General features: G+C 37.8%; 13 protein-coding genes. 12 read left to right on the top strand and 1 reads right to left on the bottom strand.

Annotated features, from left to right (window positions below):
- Positions 1 to 2520: a type I DNA topoisomerase gene (topA, locus tag B0G92_RS05550; RefSeq protein WP_101471362.1), complete on the bottom strand. Its 2520-nt coding sequence runs from the start codon at positions 2518 to 2520 to the stop codon at positions 1 to 3.
- A 311-nt stretch (positions 2521 to 2831) separates the two neighbouring features.
- On the opposite strand from topA, the gene B0G92_RS05545 reads away from it, so the two are divergent.
- From B0G92_RS05545 to B0G92_RS05490, 12 genes are all read left to right on the top strand, one after another.
- Complete coding sequence (locus B0G92_RS05545) at positions 2832 to 4379, top strand: vitamin K epoxide reductase family protein (RefSeq protein ID WP_143394995.1); 1548 nt, start codon at positions 2832 to 2834, stop codon at positions 4377 to 4379.
- A gap of 71 nt (positions 4380 to 4450) precedes the next feature.
- On the top strand, positions 4451 to 6643 hold the full coding sequence (locus tag B0G92_RS05540) for a peptidase domain-containing ABC transporter (RefSeq protein ID WP_101471360.1): 2193 nt from the start codon (positions 4451 to 4453) through the stop codon (positions 6641 to 6643).
- Position 6644: 1 nt separating this feature from the next.
- The gene (locus B0G92_RS05535; RefSeq protein ID WP_101471359.1) at positions 6645 to 7937 is read left to right on the top strand and encodes an HlyD family secretion protein; all 1293 of its coding nucleotides are present in this window, start codon (positions 6645 to 6647) and stop codon (positions 7935 to 7937) included.
- Positions 7938 to 8048: 111 nt separating this feature from the next.
- Complete coding sequence (gene miaB / locus B0G92_RS05530) at positions 8049 to 9497, top strand: tRNA (N6-isopentenyl adenosine(37)-C2)-methylthiotransferase MiaB (RefSeq protein ID WP_056068375.1); 1449 nt, start codon at positions 8049 to 8051, stop codon at positions 9495 to 9497.
- Positions 9498 to 9595: 98 nt separating this feature from the next.
- A complete protein-coding gene (locus tag B0G92_RS05525; protein ID WP_101471358.1) occupies positions 9596 to 10852 on the top strand; it encodes a sigma-54 interaction domain-containing protein in 1257 nt (418 codons plus the stop codon).
- Positions 10853 to 10880: 28 nt separating this feature from the next.
- Positions 10881 to 11384 (top strand): LptE family protein, encoded by a 504-nt coding sequence (locus B0G92_RS05520; RefSeq protein ID WP_056068371.1) that lies wholly within the window; start codon positions 10881 to 10883, stop codon positions 11382 to 11384.
- Positions 11385 to 11402: 18 nt separating this feature from the next.
- Positions 11403 to 12332, top strand: coding sequence for a tetratricopeptide repeat protein (locus B0G92_RS05515; protein WP_101472036.1), 930 nt, complete (start codon positions 11403 to 11405; stop codon positions 12330 to 12332).
- A gap of 4 nt (positions 12333 to 12336) precedes the next feature.
- Complete coding sequence (gene secG, locus B0G92_RS05510) at positions 12337 to 12708, top strand: preprotein translocase subunit SecG (RefSeq protein ID WP_056068481.1); 372 nt, start codon at positions 12337 to 12339, stop codon at positions 12706 to 12708.
- Positions 12709 to 12854: 146 nt separating this feature from the next.
- On the top strand, positions 12855 to 13130 hold the full coding sequence (locus B0G92_RS05505; protein ID WP_056068368.1) for a co-chaperone GroES: 276 nt from the start codon (positions 12855 to 12857) through the stop codon (positions 13128 to 13130).
- A gap of 72 nt (positions 13131 to 13202) precedes the next feature.
- The gene (locus B0G92_RS05500) at positions 13203 to 13565 is read left to right on the top strand and encodes a four helix bundle protein (protein WP_101471357.1); all 363 of its coding nucleotides are present in this window, start codon (positions 13203 to 13205) and stop codon (positions 13563 to 13565) included.
- A gap of 34 nt (positions 13566 to 13599) precedes the next feature.
- Positions 13600 to 15228 carry a chaperonin GroEL gene (gene groL, locus B0G92_RS05495; RefSeq protein ID WP_056068363.1) on the top strand — a complete coding sequence of 543 codons (1629 nt, stop codon included), beginning with the start codon at positions 13600 to 13602 and terminating at the stop codon, positions 15226 to 15228.
- A 119-nt stretch (positions 15229 to 15347) separates the two neighbouring features.
- Entirely contained in the window at positions 15348 to 17717 is a 2370-nt protein-coding gene (locus B0G92_RS05490) for a hypothetical protein (RefSeq protein WP_101471356.1), read from the top strand.
- Positions 17718 to 17763: the final 46 nt, after the last annotated feature.

Here is a 17763-nt window from a genome sequence, read left to right as displayed (position 1 = left end):
TTATTTCTTTTTTACAGTAGTTTTTTTAGCAGCCGGCTTTTTCGTAGCGGTTGTCTTTTTTGCCGCAGTCTTCTTTGCGGGAGCCTTCTTCTCAATCATATCTTTTACTTCGTCCAAAGTAAGTTTGGATGCATCAACATCTTTACTCAATTCTATCTTGACCTTCCCTTTGGTAATGACTGAACGTCCCCAACGCGCTTTTTCAACCCGGATTCCGTCTTCTTTCCAATCATGAATTACCTTATCAATCTCTTTTTGGAGCTTGTCCTCTATCAACTCAGTAATGTCGGATTGGGAAAGATTGTCGAAATTGTATTTTTTGCTGACATTAATAAACATGCCATTCCATTTGATAAAAGGTCCGAAACGACCCACTCCTTTTTGTACCGGCTCATTTTTATACGTTCCGATTGGAGCATCTGCCTGTTCTTTTTCGGCTATCAATTCTTTGGCACGGTCAAAAGTAACATCCAAAGGATCTTCTCCTTTTGGAAGCGAAATGAACATTTTTCCAAATCGCACGTAAGGCCCGAAACGACCATTGTTAACTTCTACCTCTTCACCTTTATAATCTCCTAATTTTTTAGGCAGCAAGAACAAATTCAAAGCTTCTTCCAGAGTAATATTTCCAATATTCTGGTCGGCCATCAGACTTGCAAATTGCTTTTCATCATCTTCCGCATCACCTATCTGAGCCATTGGACCAAATTTACCCAAACGAACACTTACCGGTTTTCCTGTTTTCGGATCCGTTCCCAGAATTCTCTCTCCCGATTCTCTCTCTGCATTGGCTTCTACATCTTTTACATTAGGATGGAACTGGTCATAAAACTCCTGCATCATCTTTGCCCAGTTTACATTTCCTTCTGCAATTTCATCAAAATCCTGCTCAACTTTTGCCGTAAAATTATAATCTAATATTCTTTCAAAATTCTTTACTAGGAAATCGGTCACAATAACACCAATATCAGTTGGAACGAGTTTTCCTTTATCAGAACCTGTATTTTCCTTTAGTAGCTTTTCATCAACTTTTCCGGACTGTAAGGTCAATTGCGTATATTTTCTTTCCTGCCCGTCCAGATTTCCTTTTTCAACATAATTTCTATTAATAATTGTCGAAATGGTTGGAGCATAAGTCGACGGACGGCCAATTCCAAGCTCTTCCAGTTTTTTAACCAAAGAAGCTTCCGTATACCTTGCCGGCGGTCTGGAATAACGTTCTGTTGCAGTGATATAATTGTTCTGAAGTTTTTCATTCACTTTTAAAGCCGGAAGCATTCCTTCCTGTTCTTCGTCTTCATCATCATGTCCTTCCAGATATACTTTAAGAAATCCTTCAAAAAGCAAAACTTCTCCGGTTGCGGCAAACACCTCTGAATGGTTATTGGCTTCAATTTTTACATTGGTTCTTTCCAATTCGGCATCGCTCATCTGCGAAGCCAATGTTCTTTTCCAAATCAGGTCATAAAGTCGGGCCTGGTCTCTATCAATGTTTACCGTATGCCTTGACATATCTGTCGGACGGATGGCCTCGTGTGCTTCCTGAGCACCTTTGCTCTTATTGGCAAAAGTTCTGGGCTTTGAAAATTCCTTACCATACGATTTGATGATTTCTGCCTCAGCAGCATTTATGGCTTCATTCGACAGATTGACACTGTCTGTTCTCATATAGGTAATCAATCCCGCTTCATAAAGCCTTTGGGCCAATTGCATCGTCACCCCAACCGGAAGGTATAATTTTCTTGCTGCTTCCTGTTGCAAAGTGGAAGTAGTAAATGGTGCTGCCGGTGATTTTTTGGTAGGTTTCGTTTCTAAATCTGATACCTTATATGTAGAACCTATATTTTTATTCAGGAAATCTTCGGCTTCTTTTTTTGTATTGAAATTCTTTGGCAGTTTCGCCTTAAATGTTTTTCCGGCTTCATTTGAAAATTCTGCTACTATAGAGTAAGAAGCTACGGCTTTAAAGTTTTGGATTTCTCTTTCTCTTTCTACAATTAATCTTACTGAAACTGACTGTACTCTTCCGGCAGAAAGCCCGCCTTTTACTTTTCTCCATAAAACCGGAGAAAGCTCATAACCCACCAATCTGTCCAGGACTCTTCTTGCCTGCTGCGCATTTACCAAATCGTAATTAATTCCTCTTGGATTCTCAATCGCTTTTTGGATTGCCGTTTTGGTAATTTCATGAAAAACAATCCTTTTTGTTTTTGATGGCTCTAACTTTAATTCTTCTGACAAATGCCACGAAATGGCTTCTCCTTCACGATCCTCATCACTCGCCAGCCAAACCGTATCTGCTTTTTTAGAAAGATCCTTGAGTTTTTTCACCAATGCTTTTTTATCAGGAGAAACTTCATATTTTGGAAGAAAGCCATTTTCAACATCTACTCCTATTTCTTTAGAAGGCAAATCTGCTATATGCCCGTAACTGGACTCTACCTGATATTCGCTCCCTAAAAACTTCTCAATGGTTTTTGCCTTTGCAGGCGACTCAACAATCACTAAATTCTTTGCCATAATGCTTCTGTTTGTGTCGCAAAAGTATATGAATTTTTTAAATATTGCATTTCAGAAAATTTTAAAAGTAAAATTATTAACTCCTAACAGACTTCTGAGAAAGAGCAAAACACTGATTCTTAAAAGATTGAAAATACCATATAAATTTTAAGACTCCCTACCTTATATAGACACCCTTTACCTCCTATCGGCTTCCTTTTTATGTTAAACATTCGGATTTCATAACCGATTTTCATTTCTTATTTATAAATTTATGCAAACATATTACAAGATTTTTCCTACCATGAATCCAAACTAAAAACGAAAACATCGTGATTTCAGTCCTTAAGAAATACCTAGAACAGAATCGGCATGGCAATCTGAATGAGGAATTTAAAGATATTTATCTCTCACACCCCAACTACCCAAGCTTGTTTTCCGTCACAGACACTCTGGAAGTGTTGCGTATCGAAAACATGGCTGCCAATGTTCCTAAAAATCAGCTTGAAAATCTTCCGGAACACTTTATTGCAGCTATAGAAGTCAAGGATGCCCTAAACTTTGTCTTTGTCAGTAAGAACCAGGACACTATTATTTATGAGACCGAAAACAATGAAAAACATACCGTAACCCGGGAAGAATTTCGGGAATTATGGAATGGTTTGATTCTGGCAATTGAGAAAAACGAAAAACCATCTGATATAAAAAAATCAGAACACAAAATAGCCATTACTTTAGCAGTATTGGCCACTGTTTATCTGGTTTCTAATTTTGCTTACGGATTTGAAATTTACGGCTTCCTGTTCAGAACCCTATCATTTATAGGATTGCTTGCCGGTATTTTTATACTTTTAGAAAAAAACGAGAACGGCAACGAACTCGTTTCTAAAATCTGTAGCTTTAATTCCAATACCTCATGTGATTCAGTAATTAAGTCAAAAAACAGCCGGATTACCCAATGGCTTGATTTTACAGACTTGCCCATTTTATTTTTCTCCATCAATTTTATAGCCGGTTCATTAGCGGGGTCTGCTTTTGGCATTATCGGGTTGCTTAGCCTGCTGTCATTACCCGTCTGTCTTTATTCAGTATACCTGCAAAAGACAAAGCTTAAAAAATGGTGCATGCTCTGCCTTGTTGTGTCGTCTTTGGTTTTGGCACAATCATTATTGTACGTTTCATACTTTGATAATTTCAAGATAAATCTAACGGCTGTCATCCATTACACTATTATAGCTTTAATCTGTTCTGCCTTGTGGTTTCCACTAAAAAAAATCATATCTGAAAGAAAAGACCTGGCAGACAAAAACAAGGAACTTTCCAGATTCAAAAGGAATTTCAACCTATTCGAGTTTCTTTCTTCAGATGTACAGGAGTTGCCGGAATTGACAAGCCTAAAACCTATTCTTTTTGGAAATCCGGAAGCTTCATTAACCTTAAGGCTTTTCCTTAGCCCTAGTTGTGGTCATTGCCATACAGCTTATCAAAAAGGGAAAGACTTTATGGAAAAATATCCCGAAAAAATCAGGTTGGCGGTTTATTTTAACCTGAATATAGACAATCTTGGAAATCCTTATGTGCCTGTCGCAACAAATCTGCAGCAAATCTATTTCAGCAATGGCAATATCAGACAGGCTATTGAAGACTGGCATGTCCAAAATCTCAATATCGAAGACTGGTTAAAAAAATGGAAACAGCAAACCATCAGCGAGGAAGTAGCGACAGAACTCAATAGACAATACCAATGGTGTATCAAAAACGAATTCAATTATACGCCGGTAAAAATAGTAGACCATAAATTATTGCCTAAAGAATATGAATTGGAAGAAATAAAATATTTCCTGTCGGAACTGGAAGACCTAAAAGCCGCAATCGTTTAGACGTAAATTACAGACTAGTTGTTCATCCTAAGGAAATAAGAAATATATTTGACTAAATTCTGAAAAAATTAATGCAGAAATTCCCTTTTTTCAAACAAGCCGACCAAAAAGACTGTGGCCCTACCAGCTTGAAGATTATTGCCAAATACCATGGCAAAAATATCAACATACAAAAGCTTCGCAGTCTAAGCGAAACCACCAGAGAGGGAAGCAATTTGCTATCGCTAAGTGAAGCGGCAGAAAAAATAGGATTCCGGACACTGGGTGTACGGCTCAGTTTAGAAAAACTGGAAGAAGCACCTTTACCGTGCATATTACATTGGAATAACAATCACTATGTAGTACTGTATAAAATCAAAAAAGGGGTTTATTATGTTTCCGACCCGGCCTTTGGGCTGCTCCAATACAATAAAGAGGATTTTTTAAAATCCTGGATTGGAAATAATGCAACCGAAGCAACTCCAGAAGGAATAGCCCTTCTTTTTGATACTACACCCAAATTCTACGAAAACGAATTTGAAAAAGAAAACAAAAGCGTTTTTGGTTTCGGACTGCTTTCAAGATATGTATTCCGGTACAAATCGTTTATTATTCAATTAGCGATTGGACTTCTGGCAAGCAGTTTATTACAACTGATTTTTCCATTTCTTACGCAAAGCATCGTCGATATTGGAATCCAAAACCAGAATATTCACTTCGTTTATCTGGTCTTGTTTGCCCAGCTTTTTTTGTTTGCCGGAAAAACAGCCTTGGAACTTATCAGAAGTTGGATATCGCTCCATCTTTCGGCAAGAATAAACATTTCGCTTATTTCTGATTTCTTTATCAAACTGATGAATCTGCCAATTTCCTTTTTTGACGTCAGGATGACCGGAGACATCATGCAGCGAATCAACGACCATAACAGAATTGAGCGACTGTTAACAACCTCGTCACTGGATGTGCTGTTTTCTATAATCAACATGATTATAATGGGAGGTGTTCTGGCCTATTACAACCTGAAAATCTTTTTGGTTTTCTTTGCCGGAAGCCTGCTCTATTTTCTTTGGATTATCCTGTTTCTTAAACGAAGAGAAGCCTTGGATTACAAACGTTTTTCAGAAATCAGCCAGGAGCAAAGCAAGGTCATCGAACTCATAAACGGAATGCAGGAAATCAAGCTCCACAATGCCGAAAAGCAAAAACGCTGGAGCTGGGAATATATTCAGGCCCGCCTTTTTAAAGTTTCCATGAAAGGATTGGTATTGGAACAAACACAAAACATTGGTTCCTCAACCATCAACCAACTTAAAAACATCTTCATTATTTTCCTTTCTGCCAAATTGGTTATTGATGGAGAAATTACGCTGGGTATGATGATGGCAATTACCAGTATTGTAGGAAGCCTAGATGGCCCGATTACACAACTCATCCAATTCATCCGGGAAGTACAGGACGCAAAAATATCGCTTTCCCGATTATCTGAAATCCATGAAAAAGAAGACGAAAGCCAACAGGAAGAAAATCAGATTCATGAATTTCCTGTTGATTCCGACATTGTACTTAAAGACGTCAGCTTTAGATATACAGGAACAGACACTCCTGTTTTAGAAAACCTGAATCTTGTCATCCCTGCCAATAAGATAACGGCAATTGTAGGAACCAGCGGCAGTGGTAAGACAACGCTGATGAAGCTCCTGTTGAAATTTTACGAATGCGACAAAGGAGAAATTACGGTTGGAAACACGCTCCTTAAAAACATTGCCCAAAAAACATGGCGTGCCAATATTGGCGCTGTGATGCAGGAAGGCTATATTTTTAATGATACAATAGCCAACAACATTGCGATTGGTGTTGACATTATAAACAAGGAAAGACTCGCCTATGCCAGTGATGTGGCAAATATCAAAGGATATATTTCAGGTTTGCCTTTGGGATATAACACCAAAATTGGCATGGAAGGCATTGGCATGAGTACCGGGCAAAAGCAACGATTATTGATTGCCAGGGCGGTTTACAAAAACCCGGAAATGTTGTTTTTTGACGAGGCTACATCGGCACTTGATGCCAACAATGAAAAAGAAATCATGGAAAAACTGGATGTTTTCTTCAAAAATAAAACCGTTGTGGTAATTGCACACCGACTAAGCACCGTCATGAATGCTGACCAGATAGTAGTTCTCGATAATGGAAAAATAATAGAACAGGGCAATCACGAAGCATTAGTAAAATTAAAAGGAAGCTACTACCAGCTTGTTAAAAACCAACTGCAACTCGGAACATAATATGCCAGACGATAAACACATAGAACTACGAAGTGAAGAGGTTCAGGAAATCCTGACCAAAGTACCGCATTGGATGATACGATGGGGAAATGTGGTTATTTTGACCGTACTGTTATCCTTACTGGTCATGTCGTGGGTTGTAAAATATCCTGACATTGTTACTTCAGAAATTACCATAACCACGCAAATCCCTCCACAGAGACTCATTACCAAAAGTTCGGGGCGTATTGAGAAAATTTTTATCAAAAACGGAGAAACTGTTTCGGCAAATACAGCTTTGGCCGTAATTGAAAACACGGCCCGATATCAGGATGTGTTTTTGCTAAAAAGCATCATCGACACCCTTAAAATAGATAAGAGTTTTATCCGGTTTCCGTTTGAATCGCTCCCTTCCATGCAGCTGGGTGAAATTGAAGGGCCATTTGCCGTATTTGAAAAAGATTTTATTGCTTACAGCCTTAACAGAAAATTACAGCCTTATAAAGTAGAAGGCGCTGCACAAAATTATGAAGTCATCGAAATCAAAGAAAGACTAAACCTTTTGCAACAGCAAAAACAAATAAGCGAAACGGAGATACAGCTTAAAAAGAAAGAGCTTGACCGTTATAAAAAACTTTACGACAAAGGCATTATATCCACACAGGAATGGGAAACTAAAAATTTAGATTATCTCCAGACAGAAAAAAACTTGCGTGGACTCAGTTCCTCTATTTCGCAAATGAAATCGTCGTTGAATGATTTGAACAAAAACAGCAAATCGACAAAAATTAACGAGACTAAAGACGATGTAAGTCTGTTCAGGAATGCTATACAGTCCTATAACCAGTTGAAAAAAGCCATTGCCGATTGGGAATTAGCCTATGTGCTCCGGTCATCAATTTCAGGCGAAGTCTCTTTCATGCAAGTATGGACAGAAAACCAAACCATTACAGCAGGCGATAATGTTTTTTCTATTATCCCGAAAGAATCTGACAATTACATCGGAAAGATAAAAGCCAAGGCTCAAAATTCAGGAAAAATCAAAATTGGCCAGAATGTAAATATCCGTCTGGCAAATTATCCTGACCGGGAATTTGGAGTCATCAGAGGGAAAATACAATCCATCTCTTTAACCCCTGATAAAGAAGGTAACATTCTTATTGATGTATCCTTGCCAAACAAACTGGAAACTTCCTATCACAAAAAGATTGCATTTCGTCAGGAAATGAGCGGAACTGCTGATATTATCACCCAGGATTTGCGATTAATGGAGCGACTGCTTTACCAATTTCGGGATTTATTCCGAAGAACCTAAAAACGGTAAAAAACATTCCAAAAACATTGTTAAATCTAAATATGACATCTTGTCATATTACTTCAAATAATTGTATCTTTGCAAACTGATTAAATTTCTCTTTGGGAGACTATGGAAAAGATAATAGAAGAAAACAAGCAAGGGGAAAGCCTTGTATTAGAACATAAAACAGGAAACACCAAAAAGCTTTTTATTGAAAGTTATGGTTGTGCCATGAACTTTTCAGATAGTGAGGTTGTAGCCTCTATTTTGTCTGAAAATGGTTTCAATACTACTCAAATTCTGGAAGAGGCCGATTTGGTATTGGTCAACACCTGTTCCATTAGGGACAAAGCAGAACAAACCGTACGAAAAAGACTGGAAAAATACAATGCTGTAAAACGCAGCGTGAATCCAAAAATGAAAGTGGGTGTATTGGGCTGCATGGCGGAACGTCTTAAAAGTCAGTTTTTAGAAGAAGAAAAAATTGTCGATTTGGTTGTCGGCCCGGATGCTTATAAAGACCTTCCAAATCTTTTGCAGGAAGTAGAAGCCGGAAACGATGCCATTAATGTTATTCTTTCCAAAGATGAAACTTATGGCGATATTTCTCCGGTTCGTTTGCATAGCAATGGCGTTACTGCATTTGTTTCCATAACAAGAGGATGCGACAATATGTGTACCTTTTGCGTAGTTCCTTTTACCCGTGGCCGTGAAAGAAGCCGTGAGCCGCAAAGCATTATGGAAGAAATCGCCGACTTGTCTAACAGAGGTTTTAAAGAAATTACCTTATTAGGACAGAATGTAGACAGCTATCTTTGGTATGGTGGTGGTTTGAAAAAAGATTTTGTCAAGGCAACCGAATTCCAAAAAGCTACGGCTGTTGATTTTGCCCAATTACTGGAAATGGTCGCTACAGGATTTCCAAAAATGCGTATCCGTTTTTCAACATCGAATCCGCAGGACATGCATGAAAGCGTATTGCATGTTATTGCAAAATATCCAAACGTATGCAAACACATCCACCTTCCTGTACAATCCGGAAGTGACAGGATATTGGCAGCAATGAACCGACTGCATACCAGAGAAGAATATATCCAACTGATTGATAAGATAAACCGTATCATTCCGGGTTGTGGCATCACTCAGGATATGATTTCAGGATTTCCTACCGAAACGGAAGAAGACCACCAGGATACATTGAGCTTAATGGAACATGTCAAATACGGTTTCGGATATATGTATGCCTATTCTGAACGTCCGGGAACATTGGCCGGAAGGAAAATGGAAGATGATGTACCGGAAGAAACAAAACTAAGAAGGCTTCAGGAAATAGTTGATTTACAAAGAAAACACAGCGCTTTCAGAACCCAGGAATTCTTAGGGCAAACTGTAGAGGTGCTGATAGAAAAGACTTCAAAAAAATCTGAAGAGCAATTCTCAGGCAGAAATTCACAAAGCATAACAGTTGTTTTTCCTAGAGAAAATTATAAAATAGGTGATTTCGTAAATGTAAAAATCAATAGTTGTACCAGCGGCACTTTAATTGGAGAAGCCGTTGGATATAGTGATATGAATTAATTTTTAGATTTATGATTTAAGATTGCAGATTTAAGATTGCAGATTTAAGATTTGAGAAGGCAGTTAAAAGAAAAAAAACATCATTTAAAATAATTTAAATGGAATCAGTTCAAGCCATAAAACAACGATTTGAGATTATCGGGAATGACCCGAAACTGAATCGTGCAATAGAAAAAGCAATTCAGGTTGCACCAACAGACATTTCCGTCTTAGTGGCAGGAGAAAGTGGTGTCGGAAAAGAAAGCATTCCTAAAATCATCCACTCGCTTTCACACAGAAAGCATGGAAAATATATAGCCGTAAACTGCGGTGCGATTCCGGAAGGAACTATTGACAGTGAATTATTTGGCCACGAAAAAGGTGCTTTTACCGGAGCAACTTCAACCCGCGAAGGCTATTTTGAAGTCGCTGACGGAGGTACTATTTTCTTAGATGAAGTTGGTGAACTTCCTTTAACCACACAGGTACGTCTGTTACGTGTTTTGGAAAACGGAGAATTTATAAAAGTAGGTTCCTCTCAAGTCCAAAAAACAGATGTAAGGATTGTGGCGGCTACCAATGTTAATATGTTTGATGCCATCGAAAAAGGAAAATTCAGGGAAGACCTTTATTACAGATTAAGTACTGTCGATATTACGCTTCCGCCTTTAAGAGAAAGAAAAGATGATATCCACCTGCTGTTCCGGAAATTTGCAGCCGATTTTGCACACAAATATAAAATGCCTCCAATCAAGCTTGATGACAATGCAGTCCATTTCTTGTTGCAGTTCCGTTGGAGCGGTAACATCCGTCAGCTTCGAAACGTGGCAGAGCAGATTTCTGTTTTGGAAACCAACAGGGATATTTCGGCGGCAACATTACAATCTTACCTTCCATCAGAAGGCAGTCAGTTACCGTCTGTAATCAAGGACAAAAAAAGCGAAAGTGATTTCAGTAACGAAAGGGAGATTTTATACAAAGTGCTTTTTGATATGAAAAGCGACCTGAATGACCTGAAAAAACTGACATTGGAATTGATGCAGAATGGAAATACAAAAGTTCAGGAAAACAACAAAAACCTGATTCAGAAAATTTACGGAAGCAACCCTTCAGACAGCGAAATTGCTTTTGAAGAACAGCCAAGTGTGGCCCTAATCACAAAGCCAAAAGCGGAAGAACATTTTGAAGAAAACGATGACAATTTCACATTTGCTGAAACCGTTGAAGAAGAAGAAATCCTGAAACTGGAAGAAAAGGAAATCGAACTTATCAAAAAATCATTGGAAAAAAACAAAGGAAAAAGAAAGGCAGCGGCAGATGAGCTTGGAATTTCCGAAAGGACACTATACCGAAAAATAAAGCAATTTGATTTGTAAAAACTGTCTATATTTGACAAACTAAAGCATGAAATACATTAAATACATCATCCTTCCGGTCTTATTCCTTGCCTTCAATGGCTGCTCTGTATATAATTTTACAGGAGCGAAACCCATTAACGCCAAGACCTTCCAGGTTAATTATTTTCAGAATAATGCCGACCTTATCGAACCCGGAATTGAACGTAAATTTACTCAGGATTTGCAAAACCTGATTCAAAACCAAACGAATCTCAGCCTGACAAATTCAGGAGGCGAATTGGTTTATGAAGGCGAAATTGTAGATTACAGAGTTTCTCCAATGACTGCCACGGCCGACCAAAGAGCTGCCCAAAACCGCTTGACAATCTCTGTAAACGTACGTTTTACAAATAAGAATAAAGAAGAAGATGATTTTGAAAAAAGATTTTCTTTCTTCTATGATTTCCCTGGAACCAGCCAGCTTGTAGGGTCACAACTAACCACTGCATTGGACGTAATTTTTGAAAGGATTACGCAGGACATCTTTAACGAATCATTAGCCAAGTGGTAACAAAATAAACTATTGAATTTGAACCTTACAGAATTTACAACTTTACTAAGCCACCCAAATGCCGTCAGTGAAAGACAGGTATCTGCTTTGGATAAAATAGTCGAAGAATTTCCCTATTTCCAAAGTGCAAGGGCTTTGCGCTTAAAAGGATTGTACAATCAGGACAGTTTTAAATACAATGGCGAATTAAAAGTCACTGCGGCACATACAACAGACAGGAGCGTATTGTTTGAATACATCACCTCGGAAAATTTCATGGCCATCAACAAAGCTTTTTTTGCAGAAAAGGAAGCCCGAATCAATGCCATTAAAGTTCATGAGATTGAGATTCTGAATCCGGAGAAAAAAGAGGAGCCTGTAAAAATCGACCCTCTTGAACAATCTATTCTGACTTCAATACGCGAAGCTTCTGCCTCAAAACCGCAGCAGGCTGAAGAAGAAAAAGCTATAGAAATTCCGCAGCAAGAAACAAAGCCGGAAATCTCGGAAGAAAGCATAGAAGAAAAACTGGAAATTGGGAAACCATTGGAATTTTCACGTGGAGAGAAACATTCTTTTCAGGAATGGCTTCAATTATCGACTTTTAAGCCAATCCAGAGAGAACAAGCCCCAATTGAATCTGAAAAAACAGCTAATACGGAAGAAATTTCAGAAATAGATTCAGAAAAAAAGAAAAAATTAGAAATAATTGACCGGTTTATCGAAGCCAATCCAAAAATTTCTCCTGTTAAAAACACTACTCCTATTTCATTGATTTCTGAGCGGAACTCCCAAGATAATTCATATCTGATGACAGAAACCCTGGCAAAAGTTTATCTCGAACAAAAGAAATATCAAAAAGCAATTCAAGCTTATGAAATATTAATTTTGAAATATCCAGAAAAAAGTCATTTCTTTGCAGACCGAATTTTGGATATTAAGACATTACAACAAAATAACAATAATTAAAACAATGAGCACATTTACAATTTTTTTGGTTTTAATCACAATCGTTTGTTTTCTACTAGTCGTAGTTATTATGGTACAAAACCCTAAAGGTGGCGGTTTGTCATCTACACTAGGCGGTGGCGGACAAATGGGTGGAGTTCAGAAAACTACTGATTTCTTAGACAAAAGTACCTGGACACTAGCCGGATTGTTAATTGTTTTGATTTTATTGTCTAGTTTGAGCTTCACAGGAACTTTTGGTGGCAATACATTAAAAACAATCGACCCAAAAGCGGCTCCGGCTCCAAAAACGGCTGCGGCTCCGGCAAAAACCAATGCAGCAGAAACTCCAGCTACAGCGCAACCAGCAGCTACAGCACAGGACACAGCAAAATAATTTTTTTGAAAAAATACATTCAAAATGCCAACACGTCAGATGTTGGCATTTTTTTTTGACCAAAATGTCATAAATAGCGATTGGCACAATTTCTGTCTAGTAGAAGAAAACTTCAAAAACACATATAAATATAAAATTTTATAATTATGGCTTTAAACATTAAACCTCTTGCAGACCGTGTATTGGTTGAACCGGCAGCAGCAGAAACAAAAACTGCTTCTGGAATTTTTATCCCTGACACAGCAAAAGAAAAACCTCAAAAAGGAACCGTTGTAGCTGTAGGAAACGGAACAAAAGACCACAATATGACCGTGAAAGTCGGTGATTCTGTACTTTACGGAAAATATGCCGGAACAGAATTAAAATTAGAAGGTAAAGACTACCTGATTATGAGAGAAGATGATATTCTTGCAATAATTTAAAGGCTAAACGCTATAAGCTATAGGCTAAAGGCTGTAAGCCTTAAAAACATATTCAATATAAGCCAAAAAAACATGAGAGATTTTAAAAAGTATGACATCTGGCAATCAAGTCATTCTTTCACCTTAGAAGTTTATAAAATGACTTCCCAATTTCCGAAAGAAGAAACTTATAATTTGATAAGCCAAATCCGAAGGGCTTCCTCTTCTATTCCAACTAATATCAGTGAAGGTGGTGGAAGAAACAGTGATAAAGAATTCAATCAATTTCTCAACATCGCATTGGGATCAGCTAATGAAACAGAATATCTTTTGATCTTGTCCAGAGATTTGCATTATATCAATACTGAAATTGCATTAGACTTTCTTGATAAAATCAATTCTATAAAAAGCAAAATATACAATTTAAAACAAAAATTAATTTCACCAACGGCCTAAAGCGTATAGCTTAAAGCCTAAAAAACAAATAAAAATGGCAAAAGAAATAAAATTTGATATCGAAGCACGCGACGGTTTAAGACGTGGTGTTGACGCTTTAGCAAATGCAGTAAAAGTAACCCTGGGACCTAAAGGACGTAATGTAATTATAGGAAAATCATTTGGCGGACCTACTGTCACTAAAGATGGTGTTTCTGTGGCCAAAGAAATAGAACTACAAGATACGCTTGAAAATATGGGCGCCCAAATGGTTAAAGAAGTAGCTTCTAAAACCAATGACCTTGCCGGTGACGGTACTACAACCGCGACGGTTTTGGCACAGGCTATCGTAAAAGAAGGATTGAAAAACGTTGCTGCGGGTGCAAACCCAATGGACTTGAAAAGAGGTATCGATAAGGCTGTAGAAGCTATCGTAGCCGATTTGGCAAAACAAGCTACAGAAGTAGGTACAAATACAGACAAAATCAAACAGGTTGCCTCTATTTCGGCTAACAATGATGATGTAATCGGAGAATTGATTGCTACGGCATTCGGTAAAGTGGGTAAAGAAGGTGTAATTACTGTTGAAGAAGCTAAAGGAACAGACACTTATGTTGATGTAGTTGAAGGTATGCAATTTGACAGAGGTTATCTTTCTCCATATTTCGTAACGAACTCTGAAAAGATGGAAGCGGAATTGGAAAATCCTTACATCCTGCTTTACGATAAAAAAGTTTCTTCATTAAAAGAATTACTTCCAATCCTTGAGCCAGTGGCACAATCCGGAAAACCATTACTGATTATTGCAGAAGATGTTGACGGCGAAGCATTATCTACTTTGGTTGTAAACAAACTAAGAGGTGCCTTGAGAATTGCTGCTGTTAAAGCGCCTGGTTTTGGTGACAGAAGAAAAGCAATGTTAGAAGACATCGCAATCCTAACCGGAGGTACAGTCATTGCTGAAGAACAAGGCTATACTTTAGAAAATGCAACGCTTGAAATGCTTGGAACAGCAAAACGTGCTACTATCAATAAAGACAATACTACATTAGTTAGCGGAGCCGGTGACATCGAAATCATTAAAAACCGTGTCAACCAAATCAAGAGCCAGATGGAAACTACAACTTCTGACTATGACAGAGAAAAACTTCAGGAGCGTTTGGCTAAATTAGCCGGTGGTGTTGCTGTACTTTATGTTGGAGCTGCTTCAGAAGTAGAAATGAAAGAGAAAAAAGACAGAGTTGACGATGCTTTACACGCTACCCGTGCGGCAGTTGAAGAAGGAATCGTTGCTGGTGGAGGTGTTGCCCTTTTAAGAGCTAAAAGCGTTTTGAAAGACATCAAAGCTGACAATGCTGATGAAGCTACCGGAATCCAGATTGTTTCCCGCGCAATTGAATCTCCTTTGAGAACAATTGTTGAAAACGCCGGACTTGAAGGTTCTGTAGTTGTTGCCAAAGTAGCTGAAGGTTCAGGAGATTTTGGTTACAACGCTAAAACTGATGAATATGTAGACATGCTAAAAGCAGGAATCATCGACCCTAAAAAAGTAACCCGTGTTGCTTTGGAAAATGCAGCTTCTGTTTCAGGAATGATTCTGACTACAGAATGCGCTTTGGTTGAAATCAAAGAAGAAAATGCCGGAGCAAGCCCAATGGGTGGCGGCATGCCGGGAATGATGTAAAAATAAATTTCTATTTTTTTTAAAAAAGGACGCTAAATAGCGTCCTTTTTTATTTCTGATAAACAAAATCATTAATTTAATACATATATTGCATCTATTAACCATTATACAACATTATTATGCAATGCATCTTTCGCCTCCATGTAGTTTTTATTTTTTTCGCTGCCACATTTTCCTGCTACTCCCAGGAAACAGATTCCCAAAAAAACTTTATTTCAAAAACCATTGAAGATTATTTCTTTTTGGAAAGAGAAAATATCCATCTTCAGCTTGACAAATCAGTATTCCTTTCAGACGAAGATGTCTGGTTTAAAGGCTACGTATACCACAGAAAAGAAGAAGTTCCGTTTTTCACGACTACCAATGTCTATGCTTCCCTCTATGACGAAAACGGAAACAGAATAAAAGACAAATTATTATTCAGCAGCATGGGCAGCTTCTCCGGGAAATTTGAACTGGGAGATAGTTTCAAAAGCGGCAACTACTATATCCAGGTTTTTACCAACTGGATGAACAACTTCAAAGAAGACGAATCTTCTGTTTTTAGATTTAGTGTCATAAATAAAAATGACAGGACCGCCTCTATCAAGAGCTCACCCGATTATTCAAAAATAAACATTGAGTTTTTCCCCGAAGGTGGCTCTATCATTCAAGGCACTCAAAATACAGTGGGTATAAAAGTAAGCGATTGTCACGGTAATCCTTTGCCATCAATTGAAGGTGAGATTATCGGTCCGGAAGGCAAAAGCATTCAAAAAGTCAGCCTGAACAGATTCGGATTGGGGAAATTCCAGATTTTTGGTGACAGCAAAACCTCAAAAGCCTCTTTTCTGGTCAACGGCAAAAAAGTAGAAGAAAATTTGCCATTTGCATCCCCAAATGGTCTGGCACTTGAAATCAACAACTTTGCATTAAAAGACAAGACGATTGTCAAAATCAGAACCAACGAAAAAAACATTGCTTCTTTTAAATCAAAAAAACATTATCTGGTAGTACATCAGGACAACAAATCCATCATCTTTGACATAGATTTCAAAAATACTTTAGAACAAAACATCACTTTCACCAAAGACAACCTCTCCGAAGGTGTCAATACCGTCAGAATAATCGATTCTGATATGAAGCAACTTGCTGAAAGGTTTATTTTTAAATATCCCGAAGAATCCTTAAAGCTTGATATAAAGCTTTTGAAAAAAGGAAAAGATTCCATCCATTTTTCCGGAAACCTGAACTACGCCAACACTAGCATCAGTATTTCAGCCGTTCCGGAACAATCAATCGCAATAAACCAGGATTATTCAATCCGCGCTTCCTTTCTGCTAAATCCGTATTTGTCTAAAAACCAGTCCAACACCAACTATTATTTTGAAGAAGTATCAAAAGCAAAAGAGTTTGAGCTTGACCTTCTCCTTTTAACCCAAAGTGCCGGAAAATACAAATGGGAAAACATTGTGACTACACCTCCAAAAGACAACAACACCTTTGATTTTGGACTTACGATCAAAGGAACGATAAATCAGACCCTGGCTGACCGTAAAAAATTCAAGGTAAAGTTATTTTCATTACAATCCAGCATTAGCGAATCCACAGGAATCAATGATAAAAATGAATTTTATTTCAACAACATGGTTCTGGCCGATTCAACCTGGGTAAACTTCACACTAACCGACGACAAGAACAAGCCAATTGTTTTAAAATTATATCCGCAGATTTTAAACGGACGAAGAACATTCAACAAGCCCTTCAAAACAGAAAAAAAGGAATGTGCCTCCATTGAAGAAAAGGTAGAATATGAAACCCCAAGTTTTGTAAACGGAACAATTATGCTTGAAGACGTTGAAATTGCTGTAGAAAAGAAAAAGAAACTTAAATATTCGAATAGTTTAGGAAACGGAAATCTTAGAGGTTACAAAGTGGCAGAAAATGACCAGACAGACGTATTGAACTTTATTAGAAACAATGGCTTTGAAGTTCCAACGATTAACGGTTTTTCCAATACGGTAGAAATCTACAGCCGTTCCGTAACAACCATAAACGGGGCAAGAAGTACTCCGATACTTTTTATTGACGGACTTCAGCAAATGAGCTTTGATTTACTTCTGAATATGAGAATGAATGAAGTAGATGAAATTTACATCAATGCACATGCTATCGTTCCATCTGTAAACAACAATATCGGAATTATAAAAATTTATATGAAAAAAGGCGGTAGCAATTCGCCACAAAAAAACAACGCTATTCCTTTTGAAATAAAAAATGCTTTTTCAAAGATTGAACCTTTTAAGAATAAGCTGTATACTTCAACTGAAAACAGAGGCTTTCAAAATTTTGGATTAATTCATTGGATTCCTGCCATATATACCCATGACAGCAAGGAATTTAAATTTCAGATTCCAAATATGGGACAAAAAAACGTAAAATTGCTTATTGAAGGTTTTTCTGCCGAGGGGCAATTAATTTCAGAAACCAGAACAATCACTTTGGAATAAAAAAATCCGAAGCCTAAACTTCGGATTTTACCAACTAAAAAAACCA

The organism is Flavobacterium lindanitolerans, assembly GCF_002846575.1.
Lineage (GTDB): Bacteria > Bacteroidota > Bacteroidia > Flavobacteriales > Flavobacteriaceae > Flavobacterium > Flavobacterium lindanitolerans.
The sequence above is the reverse complement of the archived record's forward strand: the minus strand, read 5'-3'. Positions and strand labels throughout refer to the sequence as shown.